The organism is Buttiauxella sp. (assembly GCF_049686335.1).
GTDB lineage: Bacteria > Pseudomonadota > Gammaproteobacteria > Enterobacterales > Enterobacteriaceae > Buttiauxella.
On record NZ_JBAVHX010000009.1, the window covers coordinates 53319 to 70903 of the forward strand.

The following is a 17585-nucleotide window of genomic DNA, read 5'->3' on the forward strand; positions in this document are numbered from 1 at the left end:
ATGCAACAACTAACCGTTATTCTGGAACTTACGGTGCGCAACCATCCGGGCGTGATGTCTCACATTTGCGGCCTGTTCGCCCGCCGCGCCTTTAACGTCGAAGGCATTCTCTGTCTTCCGCTCCCGCAAGGCGACCAAAGCCGTATCTGGCTACAAGTGGCGGACGACCAGCGTCTGGAGCAAATGATTAGCCAAATCGACAAGCTCGAAGATGTGGTGCAAATCAGGCGCGACGCAGACGGTGCGGGCGTGTTTGGCAAGCTGACAGCTTTGGTGCAGTAGCGCGTATGACGGGGTGGTGAGGTTTTTTAAGCCGCCCCGTTTTATGTTCCGTCCTTGAGTGATTCATCATTTTCCACTGCAACTCCACCTCGTTGTTTTCAAAGTCTGAAAGCTTCTCGCAAAACAATAAACGGGTCGAAATAAAGCCAACCCGGCGACATAAATTCAGGGTAGATTAGCGACGTAAAAGTAGGTCGTATAAAAAGTGAGCTTGGCGAATGTGTTTCTCAGGCATATGCTATGGCATAGGTCATTAGCACAGGAGTCACCATGGAACGCGTCGCAAAGCTTTTTAAAAACGGCAGAAACCAGGCGGTGAGGTTACCGGTGGAATTTGAGTTTGATACCGACAGGGTATATATCCGCAAAGACAAGGAGGGCAACGTGATTCTTTCAAAAAACCCAGCTAAACCAGAAGGATGGGACAACGTTTTTGCTTTGGTGAAGAAAGCAAAAGTGTCTGAGACCTTCCTTGATGAACAGGAACGTAACCAGGGTATTGCAGACAGAGATCCCTTTGCCGGGATGGACTGACTATGTACATGCTTGATACCAATACGGTGAGTTATCTTTTTCGCCAGAACCCTCAGGTGATGGGTAAGCTTGCCCAAACGCGACCTGTAGAAGTCTGTATCTCGAGTATCACAGAAGCTGAATTGCTGTATGGCGTTGCGAAGCGAAAGAGTAAAACGTTAACGGTGGCAGTGCAGGGGTTTCTGGGTACGGTATCGGTTTACCCGTGGGACAGCGAGGCCGCGAAAAGCTACGGGCAGTTACGCGCGGCGATGGAAAAGAAAGGCAAAGTGATGGGCCCACTTGATCAGTTAATTGCCGCTCATGCACTTAGCCGAAATGCGACGATAATTACCAGTGACCGTGCTTTTGCCATGGTCGGGGGCTTACGCGTTGAGGACTGGACACTCTAGCGTTATGCCCCCAGGCCATGTTGTAGTTGCTTTGCAGCCTGGCTTATCTTCGCCATGGAACCATGTCCAATCACCATAAACTGGTGGGTTTTATTGGCCCAAAACACAATGTTCATTCCTAGCCTTTGTTCACTTTGGCCGGCCATGGGAGCGCCCGAGTTTCCGGTGATGCACAGAGCGAACGGGCCACTGGCTGGGTCAAGCCAGGTAATTTGTGCAATACGTCGATCCTCATAGGCCAGCGTGCGAGCATTCTTAAGCGTGGCGTCGGGGAGCATGATTTTGGCGCTCGTCAGTGAGAGCCCCAATTGCTGGCCTGTGGTTTGCAGTTGGTTCTCCAGCGCCGCAGGTGAAGGCGTATCCGCCAGGGTTTCGGGGGTATACAACGCCATATACTGTGCAACCAATTCTCGCCAGTTTTCCTCGGGCTGTGAAAAATGCAGGAATGCACGATCGCCCATCACGCCCAACGCCAGAAAGCTGACGGCGGCTGCTATGAGATGACGTCGGGATACGTTAGCCGTTACGGGCGTGAGATAACCCTGCAAGCGAGCAGCCGGAGCCGCGTCCAGCAGAGGTTCGAAAGCGGATTTAAAGGGCAGGCTGCTGCGCTCTAATAGTGCCAGACGTTCAGCCAAATGCTCATCATGAGTGAGACGCTCTTCGAGCGCCAGGCGCTCCGTGGCGCTCAGTTCATTGTCCAGATACGCCACCAACAGTTCATCCGTATTGACAGTAATTGTCATGAACGTTCTCCTTTTAAAGACGGCGAATCAGGCTGAAGGGCTCGGTCCTGAGATAAGGTCAGCCGTGCGGTGGCGAGCCTGCTCATCACGGTACCTACGGGAACGTTGAGAACATCAGCCGCTTCGCGATATGACAACTCTTCCACATAAACCAGAAATACCGTGTCACGCTGGGCTTCGGGTAAACGCGCTACGCGTTTCATCACGTCGTTTGTCCAGACAGGATCGTCGCAGTTTCCGTTGCCCGTGAGTTCATCGATATCCACAAAACCTTGCCCGCGACGGATGAGCTGCGATCGCACTTCATTGAGCCAGATGGAGTGCAGGATGGAAAACAGCCAGCTATCCATCCTGCTGCCCGCCTCAAATTGTGCGGCGCGTTCAATGGCGCGCACGCAGGTGGCCTGCACCAGATCATCGGCAATATCCCGCTGATGGGAGAGCACCAGCCCATAGCGCCACAGGCGTGAAAGGTATTGCGCAAGATCGCGGCGTATCGCTTCGCTACTAATTTTCGCCTCCGATTATGATTCGGGGTGGCCATCGATGGCTGCGGACAAATCTCGATACTCTTCACAGCGGGTACCGCACAGGGTTTTGATAGCGGCGAGCTGTTCACGAGCCAGATCGGGACGGTTTTTGATCATGTACGCTTCCCCCAGATATTCACGAACTTTGGGGTATTTCGGATCCAGCGCGACTGATTTTAAATAATAGCTGATCCCTTCGTCGGTACGGCCCAGTTTGCGGGTGGCATAGCCGCGATAGTTCAGCGCTTCGGCGGTGTTTTGATCTTTCAGGGTATTGAGCATATCCAGTGCTTCCTGGTAGCGGCCCGCTTTTGCCAGTGCGTAGGCGTAGTCGGTTCGGGATTCATCCCCAATCATTCCACCTTTGTCGACCATGCAGGTTTTGGTTTTCGAGTCATAAATTTGCGCTTTAGGGCAGGTTGGAGGAACGGGTTCGTCATTGCTGCCTCCCATTGCCTGAGCGTAGCCAGACAACAACACAAAACTGGTCGCGATGGCGGGAAGGATGTGGCGGTATAGACGCTTCATGATAGTTACCTCGTGGTGTTCGGTAAGGAATATACCCGTCATACTTCAAGTTGTTGGTGCGTTCCCAGAACTTGAATTATTTAGGGTATAAACACCTGGGGCCGAGGATTTATTCGTTTTATTTTTCATCGATACAAGGATTGTTCCGAGTTGCCGGGCAAGGCCGTATTCAACTTCTATACTTGATGTTCGTGTTAATAAAATAGGAGCGATTACATGACCATTCATAAGAAAGGGCAGGCTCACTGGGAAGGTGACATTAAACGCGGCAAAGGGACTGTTTCCACCGAAAGCGGTGCGTTAAAAGAACAGCCTTATGGTTTTAACACGCGTTTTGAAGGCGCCCCCGGAACCAATCCGGAGGAGCTAATTGGTGCGGCACACGCAGCCTGCTTCTCGATGGCACTTTCGCTAATGCTTGGCGAAGAGGGCTACACCGCGGAAAGCATCGATACGACAGCAGATGTCTCGCTGGATAAATCCGAAGGTGGCTTTGCCATTACCAAAATTGCGCTAACCAGCACCGTTAAAGTGCCGAATGCGGATAGCGATAAATTCGACAAAATCATTCAGAAAGCCAAGGCCGGTTGCCCGGTATCGCAACTGATGAAAGCTGAAATTACCCTCGACTACAAACTCAATTAATCCTCAGCAAGTGCTGTCTCCGGTGCATCCCGGCGGCAGCGCTGCGCCTTTTATTTTCCTGCTGGAAGACATGCCGCAAAACTGAAGTTTCTCTCTCAATGTCCCTCGCTCTGCGCCTTAACCCTACGTTAGCCTTCAGTGGTTGGAATAAATTACGCTCAAAATAAACACATTGACTATTGTGGTATAAAAGCTACAATCGAGAGGTTTCAAGGATGAATATCATTAAGTACTTCAAACTGCAGAACGGTAGGGTGCCTTTTAAAGAGTGGTTAAAAGCATTACGTAATCCGTACGCAAAGATGAAAATTGTTCGCCGTATTGACCAGTTAGCGCTTAATAACCCAGGCGACCATAAGCCATGCCGGCTTGGTGTTTGGGAAATGCGTATAGATGAAGGGCCTGGTTACAGGATTTATTATGCGCATGAAGGTAAGGATACCTGGCTGCTCTTGCTCGGTGGCGATAAACGCAAACAACAAGCGGATATCGAGCAGGCTGTGGCGTGGTGGCAAGAATATCAGGAGTCAAAAAATGAAATTTAGCGAGTTTGACCAAACAGTTATTGAAATGCTTCAGGAAGATCCCGCTTTTGCCGTGGAATATATGAAAGGGGCTTTTGCGGGGCTGGATGAAGAAAATGGAGAAGTGCTGTTTCTGCTGGCATTACGCCGCCTCGTTGAAGCTCGTGGAGGTGTTAGCAAAATTGCCGCCGAATCCAAACTTAACCGTGAAACGCTTTACCGAACCCTTTCCGAGCACGGAAATCCAACGATCAGCACAACTAAAAAGATTATCAACGCGGCCGGTATCAGTTTTGCAGCGCTGACGAGTTAAGTGAAAATGCTCGCCATTGACCACCTGGCGAGCATCAATCTGGCTAAAACCCAACCGCCATGCCTTGTGGCGAAAGAATATCTTTCAGACCTTCGCGTACCAGTAACTCAGGGCTGATTTCTGCAATAGATTTAGCGCCGGTCAGCGTCATCGCAACGCGCATCTCTTTTTCTATCAGGTTGAGCAGATTGGTCACGCCTGCCTGGCCATGGGTCGCCAGTGCGTACAGATAAGCGCGCCCTAACAATACGGTGTCAGCGCCGAGTGCAATCATACGCACCACGTCCAGGCCATTGCGAATACCGCTATCGGCAAGAATCGCGATATCGCCTTTTACCGCATCGGCGATGGCTGGCAGCGCGCGGCAAGACGACAGCACGCCGTCGAGCTGGCGGCCGCCGTGGTTAGAAACCACAATCCCATCCGCCCCGAAACGCACGGCATCTTTGGCATCTTGCGGGTCGAGGATCCCTTTGATGATCATCGGGCCGTCCCAGAATTCACGGATCCACTCCAAATCGCTCCAGGAAATAGACGGGTCGAAGTTGTTCGCCAGCCAGCCAATATAATCTTCAAGGCCCGTCGGTTTTCCGAGATAGGTAGAGATATTGCCCAGATCGTGCGGGCGGCCATTCAGACCAACATCCCACGCCCATTGCGGATGGGTCACCGCCTGCCAGTAGCGGCGAAGCGCTGCATGTTGCCCACTCATGCCTGAATGCGCGTCGCGGTAACGGGCGCCGGGCGTGGGCATATCCACGGTAAACACCAGCGTAGAACATCCCGCAGCCTTAGCGCGTTCCAGCGCATTGCGCATAAATCCACGGTCTTTGAGCACGTAGAGCTGGAACCACATCGGGCGGTCAATTGCAGGCGCGACCTCCTCAATAGGACAGACTGAAACCGTAGACAGCGTGAACGGGATCCCTTTGGCGGCCGCCGCTTTCGCCGCCTGAACCTCGCCACGACGTGCATACATCCCGCACAAACCTACCGGAGCCAGTGCCACCGGCATCGACAGCGTCTCGTTAAACAGTTTGGTCTCAAGGCTCAGGGCGGACATGTTTTTTAGCACGCGCTGCTTTAACGCCACCTGCGCCAGGTCGTCAACGTTACGACGCAGCGTATGTTCGGCATAAGCCCCACCGTCAATGTAATGAAACAGGAATGGCGGCAGAATGCGTTTTGCCGCGGCGCGGTAGTCAGTTGCAGCAGAAATAATCATGGATTTTCGTCCCTTATTACGTCGGTGTCTTCATCGGGCAGGCGGCTGATACGCGCCTGGCGGGCTTCGTCTTCATGCAGGGTTTTAATGGTGGTATGGACAAACCCTAGGTGGGTTTTCGCCGCGAGGCGCGCGCGCTCCGGATCGCCTGCCAAAATTGCCTGCAACAGTTCGTTATGTTGTTCGGTGAGTCCCGCAAAAATCGCGGGCACCGTGTACATGCGTTGGCGGCTGTGCATCACCGAGGATTGCAGCAGGTCAAAAAATCCACGCATCGTCTGGAGTAACACGATGTTGTGCGAGGCTTCGGCTATCGCCAGATGAAAGCGCACATCGGCCTGAGCCGCCAGATCGGGGTCGTCGCTTTCCTTGAATTTAACCGTGGCATCAAAGCAGGCGATAAGCTTCTCTTTGTCAGCAGGCGTCGCACGCATTGCGGCATACCAGGCGGTGCTGGCTTCGATGGCATGCCGCGCTTCCAGAATGTCGTAGCGATAGTTTGGGTCGTTCTCAACCAGTGTTTTGAGTGGCTGAACGATACGTTGCTCGGACCACGCCTGAACTTCGTAACGCACAAATGTACCGCCACCGCGACGGCTAATTAACACGCCTTCGCTTATCAGTTTTTGAATCGCCTCTCGAATAGATGATCGCGAAACGCCCATCTCGGCGGCCAACTGACGTTCGGCGGGCAATCGCATACCCGCCTCCAGCTTACGCTCGCTAATTATTGCTTTTACGCGCTCGACCAGATGGTCGGCCAGGCGCGGTTGAGTGCTCATCAAGGGATCATCCAGGTTAAGACATAGGCCTGAAGGGTGGTGATAACACCGACCATGCAGGTGAAAATCAGGCTGTGTTTGACGGTGAAGCGGAACAGATCTGATTCGCGACCCACCAGACCGACAGCGGCACAGGCGATGGCGATTGATTGCGGCGAAATCATCTTACCGGTCACGCCGCCCGTGGTGTTGGCCGCAACCAGCAGCAGATCGGAGACGCCGATTTGTTGCGCGGTCGTCGCCTGCAATGCCGCAAACAGCGCGTTGGACGAAGTATCTGAACCGGTCAGGAATACCCCCAACCAGCCCAGGAACGGCGAGAAGAAGGTAAATGCGTGGCCGGTATGAGCCAGTGCCAGCGCAAGCGTTGCCGAAAGTCCGGAATAGTTAGAGATAAATGCGAACGCCAGCACCATGCCGATGGAGTAAATCGGCAGAGCCAGTTCTTTGAGCGTTTCACCGAAGGTTTCGATAGCTGCTTTCGGCTTCATGCGCAGATACACAATCGAGATAAGCGCTGCTACCAAAATCGCGGTGCCGGTGGCAGAGAACCAGTCGAACTTATAGACCGCCGCATAGGCCATGCTTTGCGCCACAACGGGTGGCATCTTCTCAACCATTTTGTCGAGGAATGGCACGGAGACGTTAAACACCCAGTCAGCCATAGCGCCACCCGGGGCGAAAAGCGCTTTAAACGGCGGGATACTCCACAGCGTGACGGTCGCCGTCAGGAAGATAAATGGCATCCAGGCGCGAACCACCTGGCCTAAAGTGTAGTTTTGGCGAGCCAGCGTTTGGTCGGTAACCGATGCGCCAATATCGCCAAAGCGGAAAATGCGAACCGGCTTCCAGACGCGCAGGAATGCGGTCAGACACACCAGAGAAACCAGCGAAGAAATAATATCCGGCAGTTCAGGGCCAAGGAAGTTGGAGCTGAGAAACTGTGCGATAGCAAACGAGCCGCCAGCGACCATCACCGCAGGCCACGTCTCTTTAATGCCGCGCCAGCCGTCCATAATCGCCATGATCCAGAACAGCACAATAATCGTCAGGAACGGCAACTGGCGGCCCACCATCTGACCGATCTCAAAACTGTCGAGGCCGGTCACCTGGCCTGCAACAATAATCGGAATGCCCATTGCACCAAACGCCACCGGGGCGGTGTTCACAATCAGGCACAGACCGGCGGCGTAGAGCGGATTAAAGCCGAGGCCAACCAGCAGTGCTGCGGTAATCGCCACCGGCGCGCCGAATCCGGCAGCACCTTCAAGAAATGCCCCGAAAGAGAAGCCAACGATCAGCATTTGCAGGCGTTGGTCGGGCGTGATGGAAAGAATCGATGAGCGGATTATGTCGAACTGCCCGGTTTTCACCGAGATTTTATAGACAAATACTGCGGCGATAATAATCCACGCAATCGGCCACAAGCCGTAGAAGAAACCGTAGACCACTGACGACAAGGCGCGGTCAACTGGCATGCGGTAGAAAAACAGGGCAACGAGTAATGCCAGACCAACGGTGATGGTGGCGGCGGTGTAACCTTTCATGCGCAGTTTGATAAGCGCAAAGAAGAAGAAAATAATCGGAATAGCGGCGATGAGGCTTGATAGCCAGATGTTCCCTGCCGGGTCGTAGACTTGTTGCCAGGCTTGCATGCAGGACTCTCCAGAACGTGATGTGCTTATTATTTTTCGCTTGATTGGTCAGACCAATATGGCGTTGTAGGATAAGTTATGCGTAAAGGTTAATCTTTTGTTAACTAATGGCAATGGTCGTGTAACGGATTTTGTCAGTATGGGTAAACCAGTCACATTTTTGGCAGGATTGGTAGGACCAATATTTGAGAGAAGCCCTCACCCCGGCCCTCTCCCCCAGGAGAGGGAGGAAACCGGACATCCCGTCAGGAGAGGGAGAAAACCGGACAATCCCCTCTCCCTTAGGGAGAGGGTTAGGGTGAGGGGGGAAACTACGAAATCTGCAATCTCAATGCGCTTTTGCGCCAGCGCACGACATCCACAGCAATAAACAGCAGCAAACTCACCCCCATAACGGGCAAGCAGTAGCCAAACATCACCGCGACTAACACCATGGCTGCACGCCAGAAGCCTGACAGTGCCAGCCACGCCTCGCTGAGTGTTTGTGCGGGATTGCTCGCAGAAGTCGCAGGGCGTCTGAGCCACCACATGCGATAACCCAGAAGTATCATTGCGCACAGTCCAAAACCAAATGCTGCCAGCAGCAGCTGATTAGGCAGGCCGAATAACACGCCCATGTGCGCATCAATCCCCCAACGTGTGAGTTTGGCCACCATAGGGAAATCGGCGAAATAGGTTCGGTCGATGACTTTAAAGCCATTTGGATCGACGGCGGCGGTATCGACGTGAGTGGGCCACGCGCGGTCAATTTCCGTCACGGTCCAGGCTTTGTTTGCTGAACGCGGCGCGCGGATCTCTACTTTGTTAGATTCAATTCCCGCAGTGCGTGCGGCGTGGAGTACCTTGTCCCATTGGCGATCATCCGTTTCAGGCATCACCATTCCTGGCATCATGGCATGATGTTCTGCGTGCGGATCGGCGTGTTGATGGGTCGTTTGCGGCATAAGCGCGGTGTTCACCTGCGGCGTCATCCACCCCAGCGAGCTGCGCATTTTGTCGATATTACCTCCCGCCCACTGTGACCAGGTCAGCCCTGTTGCCGAGAAAAACAGCAACCCGAGCAGTAACGTAGCACCCAGCGTAATGTGCCAGTGGCGCGCTGTTCTTTGCGGGGTTTGCCGCACTTTGAGTGTTCTCTTTGGACGCGACGTGAGCCACAGCACCACGCCACCTGATGCGGCAATCCACAACCATGAAGCCGCCAGTTCGCTGTAAATTCGCCCGATATCGCCAAGCAATAATCCGCGATGGAACTGGTCAATCCAGGTGCGCAGCGGGAGCACGCCGCTGGTGCCATACACCGTCATATCGCCATGGATCGTGAGGGTGGCAGGAGAAACAAAAATCGCTCGCGATTCGGACTCCCCAAGAGTCGGGTCAACAAACTGTACTCGGGTCGTATCGCCAGCTTCAGGGGCGGGGCGCACCGCATAAATAGCCGCATCTTCGCCGATATACTGGCGTGCAGCGGCAATTTGCTGTGAAAGTGGTAGGCTTGCTCCCGTATCCTGAGTGCGTAGCGCCTGATGGTAAAGCGCATTCTCAATTTGTGGTGTCAGTACGTAGAGTGTACCCGTCAGAGCTGCGACGAAAATAAACGGGCCGACGAACAGGCCGATATAGAAATGCAGGCGACGCAAAAGCGTCAGCAGCGCGCCACGAAAGGCGTGCTGAGAGTGGTTGGCAGACATCATTATCACTTCCGCTAGTTGTAACGTTAAAGGAGATTTTTTTTAACGAAACAGCGCGGCAGGAGGGGCGCGGGGCAGGGCTTCGGCGTCGTCATGCTGAGCCAGAAGGGGGGCGATAACGGGCGGTGGCGGCGCACGTGAAATTCGCCATGCCAGCCAGATAAAAGGAATAAACAGCCAGACGATCAGCGGAATATGCAGCAACAGCTGGCAGTATCCGCAGGCAATATCGTCCATCAATGAAGCGCCTGCACCCGGCATCAGATGGGAAGAGGCGGGCAATTTCATCTCTCCCATCTCCATCATCATGCCGCCCGAGTGAACCATCATTTGATGCTCGCCGTTCTTACCCGCACGCTTTTGCTCCAGTGATTTTGAAATCACCGGGGCGATAAAAAGCATCAGCATCGCCAGTAACGCGAGCGCTGATAACCATTTATGGCGTGAAAGCGTGAAAAGTGACGGCAACCGGCCTATCCGTTGTACAACTATTTTGTTGCGCGATTGTACACGGAATAAAGGGGAATGTTAAAACCATGATGCTGGTGACAAACCGGTTCCCAGGACGGATAAGCGCAGCGTGTCATCCGACGCCACTGACGCAAAGGGTGGATGACGTTAACGCTTATCCACCCTACAAAACCCGTTTATCACCCTTTGTCAGATAATCAGGCCTTCAGCGACGCCATATCAATCACAAAACGGTACTTCACATCGCTTTTCAGCATACGTTCGTAGGCTTCGTTAATATCCGGAATGTTGACCATTTCGATATCCGAAACAATCCCATGTTCGCCGCAGAAATCCAGCATCTCCTGGGTCTCTTTGATGCCGCCGATGCACGAACCGGCGACTGAACGACGTCCCAGAATCAGCGGTAAGGTGCTGACTGGCGGCTCAATGCTACCCAATAGCCCGACGTACACCAGTGTCCCGTCCAGGGTAAGCGTAGGCATATACGGATTAACGTCGTGAGCGTAAGGAACCGTGTCGATAATCAAATCGAACTGATTGCTGACTGACGCCATTTGCGCATCGTCGGTCGACAGTACAATGTGATGCGCGCCTAAGCGTCGGGCATCCGCTTCTTTACTGGCTGAACGGGTGAACAACGTAACTTCTGCGCCCAGGGCGCTCGCCAGTTTCAGCGCCATATGACCGAGCCCGCCGAGCCCAATTACCGCAACTTTGCTGCCTTTGCCGACATTCCAGTGGCGCAGCGGCGACCAGGTGGTGATACCGGCACACAGCAGCGGTGCGGCCCCTTTCAGGTCCATACCTTCCGGCATTTTCAGGACAAAATCTTCTGACGCGACAATCGCTTGCGAATAACCACCATAAGTCGGCTGGTGGTCGTGGCGGTCTACGCCATTGTAAGTCTGGGTGTTACCTTCTTCGCAGTACTGCTCCAGTCCTTCCTGACAGGGATGGCAAGTGCGACAGGAATCCACCATGCAGCCGATACCGGCGTAATCGCCCGGCTTGAATTTCGTCACATTGCTGCCAACAGAGGCTACGCGGCCTACCACTTCATGGCCTGGCACTAACGGATACTGACTGAAACCCCAGTCGTTGCGCGCCTGATGGAGGTCGGAGTGGCACACACCGCAGTACATCACTTCAATGACAACATCATCAGGGCGCGGTGAACGTCGCATAAATTCGAATGGGGCCAGGGGGGCATCTGCGGATTGGGCAGCATAACCGAGCACTTTCATCGTCATGTTAGTTCTCCGAATAAGGAATTATTTTTTATACTGATCGTCGCTAACGTGCTCCATCCATTCAACGGGGCTGCCGTTCAGTGACTCAGCAATAGCAATATGGGTCATGGCGTTGTCGGGTGTCGCACCGTGCCAGTGTTTTACGCCTTCGGGTATCCAGACAATATCGCCCTGATTAATTTCACGAATTTCCGCACCCCATTCCTGTAGCCAGCCATGGCCATGAGTGATAATCAGCGTCTGGCCGAGTGGATGAGTGTGCCAGGCGGTACGCGCACCGGGTTCAAATGTGACGGTAGCTCCACCGGTGCGGGCGGGTGGCGTGGTCTGGAAAGGTGCATCAATACGGACTCGACCTGTGAAGTAACTTTCCGGACCTGATTGAGATGGCTGGGATCCCGCTGGGGTAATTTTCAGTTTTTCTTCCATTTTTTCCTCCAAATCAGCATTTCTGCTGGGGTGAAATGGACAACAGTGACTCTGAAGTATAGGAAATTCATTCAGGCTTGCCGTGTTATCCAAAAATGAGACTTTATCACCCCAGATGTGGCGCGATTACCCCGCTAAATACGAATGGAGTTATGAGCTGTATTCATGAATCATTGCGGCTGGATGAGAGGATGGATGATCAAATTACGCATGTAGTATTCATTAAAGTTCGAGAAGCCACTTTTCTTAATCGCGATCTGTTTGTGATGGCTTACCGTCTTAATCGAGATGCCTAATTTATCGGCGATGTTTTTTGGCTGGATACCCTCAAGTAACATCGACACCACTTCTACTTCACGATGTGAATGGGTATTTCGATAGTAGAATTCAGAATTGAGGTAGCGTTCTCTTTTATTGTATTTCTGCAAGATATTTTGCAGTTCGCTCAGTTTTACCGTTGGTGGGATGAGAATGCCATCAGGTGAGATATTATTTGACTTCAGAATATAAAAAGCCTGTTTTTCAGCGATAAAATAGTTAACGGTATTTTCGTTATCTTCCTGCACACGTAATTCATTAAAAAAGTCATTTAACTGATTGTTACGTATGTGTTTAACTAAGTATCTCACCCCTTGGTAACAAAGGGTCGATAACAGAAGTTTTATGCCGGGTAACAAATAACTATTATCACTCAGAATAAAGATATTCTTCATCAGATGATTCGATGAGTGAGTCATGAAATAAATCCTTTTAACAAGTATTTAATAATGAAATATTCGCTTTTATTTTTTCATCATAAGTAGAGGGAGGGGGGACGTGACTTTAGCAGGTATTTGTATGAAGTAAATTAGCTTCTCGTTAAGTATTAATTAAGTAATGGCTTACATCAGATAATTATATTTATTTCTCAACCACTTTGAGCGTAACGAGTACGCTCCATTGTATTAAATCAGAAAAGTGCAATTATTCACTTGCCCAAACTTCACAATTTTCGCGTACCAGTTCGGTCAACAAACCGCCTTCACGAATGAACTGCCGAATACGAAGGGTGTCACTGTCGTTGCGGCGAACGTAGCCTTCAATCGCTTCTAAAGTTGAGGACGCCTGTAATTGCGCCGCGTAAGGGGCGAGAGTATCCAGCAGTGGCAAAATATCTTCTGCGAGCGTGCGTTGTTCACCGTTGCGCACATCCGTCAGTATCCCTTCTAAGCCAAAACGGCAAGCCTGAAAACGGTTAAAACGGTACAGCAGATAGTCTTCTGAACGTGGCACAAACGGGCGTTCGGTTAGCAGCCAGTGAGCCAGCGCCTGAATAAAACCGGCGATATTCACCGCACGAGTAATAGTTAATGGCGTATCCATCACGCGCACTTCGACAGTGCCAAAATGGGGGCTGGGGCGAATATCCCAGTGCAGGTCTTTCATCGACTGAACGATGCGGCTGGACTCAAGGCGCTGGTACATCCACTTAAATTCCTGCCAGTCGCTGACGAAAGGCGCCGGGCCGTTGTCCGGAAACGCCGAAAAGATATTCAGGCGCGATGAAGCATAAGTGGTATCTCCGCCCTGAATATAAGGCGACGAAGCGCAGAGGGCGATGACGTGCGGAACAAAGCGCGATAAACCATGCATTAAATAGATAGCGTCTTCTTCGTTTTCGCATCCCACATGAACATGCTGGCCAAACACCGTGGCCTGTTTCATTAAATAGCCGTATAGCTCAAGCGTCTGGTTGTAGCGTTCGCTTTTGCAGACCTCCTGACGTTCCCATTTTTGAAATGGATGAGTGCCACCGCCGCAGATGGCCAGATGGTGATCATTTGCCGATTGCAGGACGTGCTGGCGTAAGCTAACCAGCTGCGATTGGGCCTGAGTGATGTCAGCGCAGACACCGGTGGCAATTTCCAGCATGCTTTCGGTGATGTCATGTTTGACCTCACCTTCCGTCACAACGTCTTTTAGTGAGTCAATCAGCAGCGATGAGTCCTGGCTGAGATCGTTGGCAGGCGGGCTGATTATTTGTAATTCGAGCTCAATACCGAGGGTGTAGGGATCAGAATGGGCAAAATCACTGAGTGGCATATTGTCATCTCGCTTTTTGCACCCGCACTGAGTGCATTCATGCATTTAGTATAGCCAGCCGTTTGAAACTCACCCTTGTCAGCAGTGCGGTTTATATCACGAATATTTGGCTTAATATTTACCTTTTACATCAAAGCAATAAAAATCTTGTAAAGAATATTCAGCAAATAATAAGTGCAATAAGGGTTGCAGATGAATTTATCACCCATCATTATATGCGCTGTTTAGGAAGGAGTAATTATGAAAGATTTGGTTTCATTTTTAAGTCATTTTGGAATTGTTCTTGATCCCACAACGTCGATATTAGTGGTATTGGCTATTATTTTTATATTCGCCCTGGTAGTGCATTTTATTCTGCACAGAATTGTGTTGCGGGCGTTTGAGAAGCGCGCAAATTCCAGCCAACATTTATGGCTGCAGATTATTACAGAAAACAAGTTATTTCAACGCGTTGCTTTGACTCTGCAAGGGGTGATCGTCAATATTCAGGTGGTGCTGTGGATGCAGAAAGGCAGCGACATCAGCACCATATTGATAGTCTGTGCGCAACTGTGGATTATGCTGTACTCGCTGCTGTCATTATTTTCGCTGTTGGATGTTATTTATAACTTATCACAAAAATTTACTATTTCGTCGAATATCCCGCTTAAAGGAATATTCCAGGGGGTGAAACTCATCGCCTCAATCGTGATTGGTATCATGATTGTCTCGCGCATTATTGGTCAGTCACCGGCTATCCTGATTAGCGGCCTGGGTGCCATGGCGGCAGTACTCATGCTGGTGTTTAAGGACCCGATACTCGGCCTGGTTGCGGGTATACAGCTTTCGGCAAACCGCATGTTAAAGCTGGGCGACTGGCTGGAAATGACTAAATATGGCGCGGATGGTGCAGTCACGGATATCGGCCTGACCACCGTTAAAGTGCGTAACTGGGATAATACGATTACCACTATTCCCACCTACGCATTAGTTTCCGACGCCTTTAAAAACTGGAGCGGAATGTCGCAGTCCGGTGGCCGTCGAATTAAGCGCAGTATTAATATTGATACCACCAGTATTCATTTCCTGTCTGCCGAAGAAATACAACGTTTAACTCAGGCTCGCTTATTAAAGCCTTATATAGCCTCGCGTAGTAAAGAAATTGAAGATTATAACCGTGAGCATAATAGCGACGGCGGATCAGTACTTAACGCGCGTAGCATGACTAACGTCGGGACATTCCGCGTTTATCTGACCGAATATTTGCAAAATCACCCGCGCATTCGTAAAGACATGACCTTAATGGTGCGTCAGTTAGCGCCTGGTGCAGAAGGCTTACCGATAGAGATTTATGCTTTCACCAATACCGTGGCGTGGCTGGAATATGAGTCCATCCAGGCCGATATTTTCGAGCATATTTTTGCGGTGATAGATCAGTTTGGCCTGCGTATTCATCAGGCGCCGACCGGTAATGATATTCGTTCGATTGTGTTGCCAGGATCGTTGTAGGTCGGTTAAGCGTAGCGTCAACCGACAGAAATGGTGGATGACGCTCGCGCTTATCCACCCTACGTTTCTTTTCAATATCTCTTTTCGTAGGTCGGTTAAGCGCAGCGTCAACCGACAAAAATAGCCCCATCAATCGCGGTCAATTGAAAACCAACGCTTCCAGATAAAACGCCCCACGAAGTATTCAATTGCGCCTAACGCCAGGAACCACAGGCAAAAGATGATGGTGTAAAGCTGGTTCATATCCAGCAGATGGAACATCTTGATGAGCTTTTGCGCCAGTTCAACGGTCAGCGCCGGAGCCGGAAGCAGCAGGCAGGAAAAAAACGCCAGCAGTAAAATGCCGCCAGCGCTCATCAGGGTTTCAAGTGGGTGTTTCATTTGATCGTTACGCCGGAGTTAAAAGGGCATTGTCCGGGAAAATAACCGCTGATTCAAATCCCCGGTACACATGCACCGGGGAAATTAGGGCAGGGAACTACAAACCTTCGGTACTCTCTTTCTTCGCTTCTTTGGCAACAATCGCGCGATACCAGCGCGGATGGTGTTTGCTCGCCCAACGGCGGCTCACCTTGCCGACAATCATGCCTTTAATCGAGCCTTTCACCCAGAACGCCATATACATATGAATCAGAATGGCGTGGATCAAAATAATCGCGACAGTCGCATGAATCAGCAGGCTGTAGCGCACCAGTTTGATGGAAAAGTACGAGGCAAAATAAGGCCGCCAGATAATCACGCCGGTCACCAGCAGCACAAAAATCATGCTCATGATGGTCCAGAACATCATCTTCTGCCCGGCGTTATATTTGCCGACATCCGCCACTTTATGCTCGTTGCCTTTCAGTACTTCGACAATATTTTTGATCCACGGCCAGTCCTGCTTTTCCGGGATATTGTGATGCACGAAACGCACAAACATAAACATCAGCGCCACAAAAATCAGCACCCCAAAGAACGGGTGCAGAATGCGCCCCATTTGCGGGGTGCCGAAGGTTTCCGTCAGCCATTGCAGCGTTGGGAAAAACAGCGCGATACCCGAGAGCGACACGAGAAAGAAGCAAATCACCACCGTCCAGTGGCAGGCGCGGTCGATAAACTTCGTCCTGACGATCATTTTGCTCTGCTTACTCATGATGCTCCTCCTCGTCTTCATCCTCCTCTTCGTTAGGCCCAATACCGATGTAATGGAAAATCAGCCCGGCAAAAGTGGCGATAAAACCTGCCGCCGACAGCGGTTTGAGGATCCCTTTCCACAGGTTAATCGGCACGTCGATTTGCGGATCTTTTGGCAGATTGTGATACAGCTCAGGCTGGTCGGCGTGATGCAGCACGTACATCACGTGAGTGCCGCCCACGCCCTGCGGGTTGTAAACACCGGCGCGCTCAAAGCCGCGTTTTTGCAGTTTCGCGACGCGCTCGTCGGCGACCTCCAGCATCTCCTTCTTAGTGCCAAAGTGAATGGCACCGGTCGGGCAGGTTTTCACGCAGGCCGGCTCCTGGCCTACGCTTACGCGATCAACACACAGCGTGCATTTGTAGACGCGGTTATCGTCTTTGTTCAGGCGCGGAATATTGAACGGGCAACCGGCAATACAGTAGCCGCAGCCAATACAATGTTCCGACTGGAAATCGACGATGCCGTTGGCGTACTGGATGATGGCACCGGCAGACGGGCACGCCTTGAGGCAACCCGGATCCGCGCAGTGCATGCAGCCGTCTTTACGAATCAGCCACTCCAGCTTGCCGTTTTGCGTGGTCTCGCTAAAGCGCATTAACGTCCAGGATTTGGCGCTCAAATCGGCGGGGTTATCGTAAACCCCGACGCAATGACCCACTTCGTCGCGGATGTCATTCCACTCCGAACAGGCGACCTGGCAGGCTTTGCAACCAATACAGCTTGAGACGTCAATCAGCTTGGCGACCTCTTCCTTGTAGTCGCGGGCTTGTGGCGGCGGCGTAATGCTATTGGTAGCCGAACGCTTGATAATATCCTGAGATTGCATGGACATGAG

At 51.7% G+C, this 17585-nt stretch carries 21 protein-coding genes and 1 pseudogene; 7 read left to right on the forward strand and 15 right to left on the reverse strand.

What is annotated here, in order from left to right:
• The 3 genes from ilvN (at window position 1) to WBL83_RS07225 (ending at window position 1208) form a co-directional block, all read left to right on the forward strand.
• The gene (ilvN, locus tag WBL83_RS07215) at window positions 1-282 is read left to right on the forward strand and encodes an acetolactate synthase small subunit (RefSeq protein WP_034456867.1); all 282 of its coding nucleotides are present in this window, start codon (window positions 1-3) and stop codon (window positions 280-282) included.
• A gap of 270 nt (window positions 283-552) precedes the next feature.
• Window positions 553-816, forward strand: a complete 264-nt coding sequence (locus tag WBL83_RS07220) for an antitoxin (RefSeq protein WP_424588498.1) — start codon at window positions 553-555, stop codon at window positions 814-816.
• A gap of 2 nt (window positions 817-818) precedes the next feature.
• Window positions 819-1208 (forward strand): type II toxin-antitoxin system VapC family toxin, encoded by a 390-nt coding sequence (locus tag WBL83_RS07225; protein ID WP_424588499.1) that lies wholly within the window; start codon window positions 819-821, stop codon window positions 1206-1208.
• Between the two features lie 2 nt (window positions 1209-1210).
• Here the strand turns inward: WBL83_RS07225 and WBL83_RS07230 are convergent, their stop codons facing one another.
• From WBL83_RS07230 to WBL83_RS07240, 3 genes are read right to left on the reverse strand one after another with little or no spacing between them, the layout of a single operon-like run.
• Entirely contained in the window at window positions 1211-1954 is a 744-nt protein-coding gene (locus WBL83_RS07230; protein ID WP_424588500.1) for an anti-sigma factor family protein, read from the reverse strand.
• Window positions 1951-2451: an RNA polymerase sigma factor gene (locus WBL83_RS07235; RefSeq protein WP_424588755.1), complete on the reverse strand. Its 501-nt coding sequence runs from the start codon at window positions 2449-2451 to the stop codon at window positions 1951-1953. The genes WBL83_RS07230 and WBL83_RS07235 overlap by 4 nt, the downstream gene beginning before the upstream one ends.
• Window positions 2452-2478: 27 nt before the next feature.
• Window positions 2479-3012, reverse strand: coding sequence for a tetratricopeptide repeat protein (locus WBL83_RS07240; protein WP_424588501.1), 534 nt, complete (start codon window positions 3010-3012; stop codon window positions 2479-2481).
• 216 nt (window positions 3013-3228) lie between these two features.
• On the opposite strand from WBL83_RS07240, the gene WBL83_RS07245 reads away from it, so the two are divergent.
• The 3 genes from WBL83_RS07245 (at window position 3229) to WBL83_RS07255 (ending at window position 4494) form a co-directional block, all read left to right on the forward strand.
• Window positions 3229-3657, forward strand: coding sequence for an OsmC family protein (locus WBL83_RS07245; protein WP_424588502.1), 429 nt, complete (start codon window positions 3229-3231; stop codon window positions 3655-3657).
• Between the two features lie 215 nt (window positions 3658-3872).
• Entirely contained in the window at window positions 3873-4202 is a 330-nt protein-coding gene (locus WBL83_RS07250; RefSeq protein ID WP_424588503.1) for a type II toxin-antitoxin system RelE/ParE family toxin, read from the forward strand.
• Entirely contained in the window at window positions 4192-4494 is a 303-nt protein-coding gene (locus WBL83_RS07255) for a DNA-binding protein (protein ID WP_424588504.1), read from the forward strand. Before WBL83_RS07250 ends, WBL83_RS07255 begins: the two co-directional genes overlap by 11 nt.
• Window positions 4495-4537: 43 nt before the next feature.
• On the opposite strand, the gene lldD is transcribed toward WBL83_RS07255, so the two are convergent.
• The 9 genes and pseudogenes from lldD to WBL83_RS07300 form a co-directional block, all read right to left on the reverse strand.
• Window positions 4538-5719 (reverse strand): FMN-dependent L-lactate dehydrogenase LldD, encoded by a 1182-nt coding sequence (gene lldD, locus WBL83_RS07260; protein ID WP_424588505.1) that lies wholly within the window; start codon window positions 5717-5719, stop codon window positions 4538-4540.
• On the reverse strand, window positions 5716-6501 hold the full coding sequence (gene lldR / locus WBL83_RS07265) for a transcriptional regulator LldR (protein WP_424588506.1): 786 nt from the start codon (window positions 6499-6501) through the stop codon (window positions 5716-5718). Before lldR ends, lldD begins: the two co-directional genes overlap by 4 nt.
• A complete protein-coding gene (gene lldP, locus WBL83_RS07270) occupies window positions 6501-8156 on the reverse strand; it encodes an L-lactate permease (protein ID WP_424588507.1) in 1656 nt (551 codons plus the stop codon). The genes lldR and lldP overlap by 1 nt, the downstream gene beginning before the upstream one ends.
• Window positions 8157-8491: 335 nt before the next feature.
• Window positions 8492-9850: pseudogene (locus WBL83_RS07275) on the reverse strand (PepSY-associated TM helix domain-containing protein); the annotation flags it as partial.
• A 39-nt stretch (window positions 9851-9889) separates the two neighbouring features.
• A complete protein-coding gene (locus WBL83_RS07280; RefSeq protein WP_424588508.1) occupies window positions 9890-10315 on the reverse strand; it encodes a DUF2946 domain-containing protein in 426 nt (141 codons plus the stop codon).
• Between the two features lie 200 nt (window positions 10316-10515).
• Complete coding sequence (locus WBL83_RS07285; protein WP_424588509.1) at window positions 10516-11571, reverse strand: NAD(P)-dependent alcohol dehydrogenase; 1056 nt, start codon at window positions 11569-11571, stop codon at window positions 10516-10518.
• 21 nt (window positions 11572-11592) lie between these two features.
• Window positions 11593-12000: a (R)-mandelonitrile lyase gene (locus WBL83_RS07290; RefSeq protein ID WP_424588510.1), complete on the reverse strand. Its 408-nt coding sequence runs from the start codon at window positions 11998-12000 to the stop codon at window positions 11593-11595.
• A 170-nt stretch (window positions 12001-12170) separates the two neighbouring features.
• Window positions 12171-12566 carry a helix-turn-helix transcriptional regulator gene (locus WBL83_RS07295; protein WP_424588511.1) on the reverse strand — a complete coding sequence of 132 codons (396 nt, stop codon included), beginning with the start codon at window positions 12564-12566 and terminating at the stop codon, window positions 12171-12173.
• A 397-nt stretch (window positions 12567-12963) separates the two neighbouring features.
• A complete protein-coding gene (locus WBL83_RS07300; RefSeq protein ID WP_424588512.1) occupies window positions 12964-14082 on the reverse strand; it encodes a YbdK family carboxylate-amine ligase in 1119 nt (372 codons plus the stop codon).
• A gap of 240 nt (window positions 14083-14322) precedes the next feature.
• On the opposite strand from WBL83_RS07300, the gene WBL83_RS07305 reads away from it, so the two are divergent.
• Window positions 14323-15570 carry a mechanosensitive ion channel family protein gene (locus WBL83_RS07305; RefSeq protein WP_424588513.1) on the forward strand — a complete coding sequence of 416 codons (1248 nt, stop codon included), beginning with the start codon at window positions 14323-14325 and terminating at the stop codon, window positions 15568-15570.
• A gap of 129 nt (window positions 15571-15699) precedes the next feature.
• On the opposite strand, the gene WBL83_RS07310 is transcribed toward WBL83_RS07305, so the two are convergent.
• The 3 genes from WBL83_RS07310 to fdxH all read right to left on the reverse strand — a co-directional run bounded on the left by WBL83_RS07310 (window position 15700) and on the right by fdxH (window position 17582).
• Window positions 15700-15951, reverse strand: coding sequence for a DUF1158 domain-containing protein (locus tag WBL83_RS07310; protein ID WP_424588514.1), 252 nt, complete (start codon window positions 15949-15951; stop codon window positions 15700-15702).
• 97 nt (window positions 15952-16048) lie between these two features.
• Window positions 16049-16705 carry a formate dehydrogenase-N subunit gamma gene (gene fdnI / locus WBL83_RS07315; RefSeq protein WP_424588515.1) on the reverse strand — a complete coding sequence of 219 codons (657 nt, stop codon included), beginning with the start codon at window positions 16703-16705 and terminating at the stop codon, window positions 16049-16051.
• Entirely contained in the window at window positions 16698-17582 is an 885-nt protein-coding gene (fdxH, locus tag WBL83_RS07320) for a formate dehydrogenase subunit beta (RefSeq protein ID WP_424588516.1), read from the reverse strand. The genes fdnI and fdxH overlap by 8 nt, the downstream gene beginning before the upstream one ends.
• Between the last annotated feature and the right edge of the window lie 3 nt (window positions 17583-17585).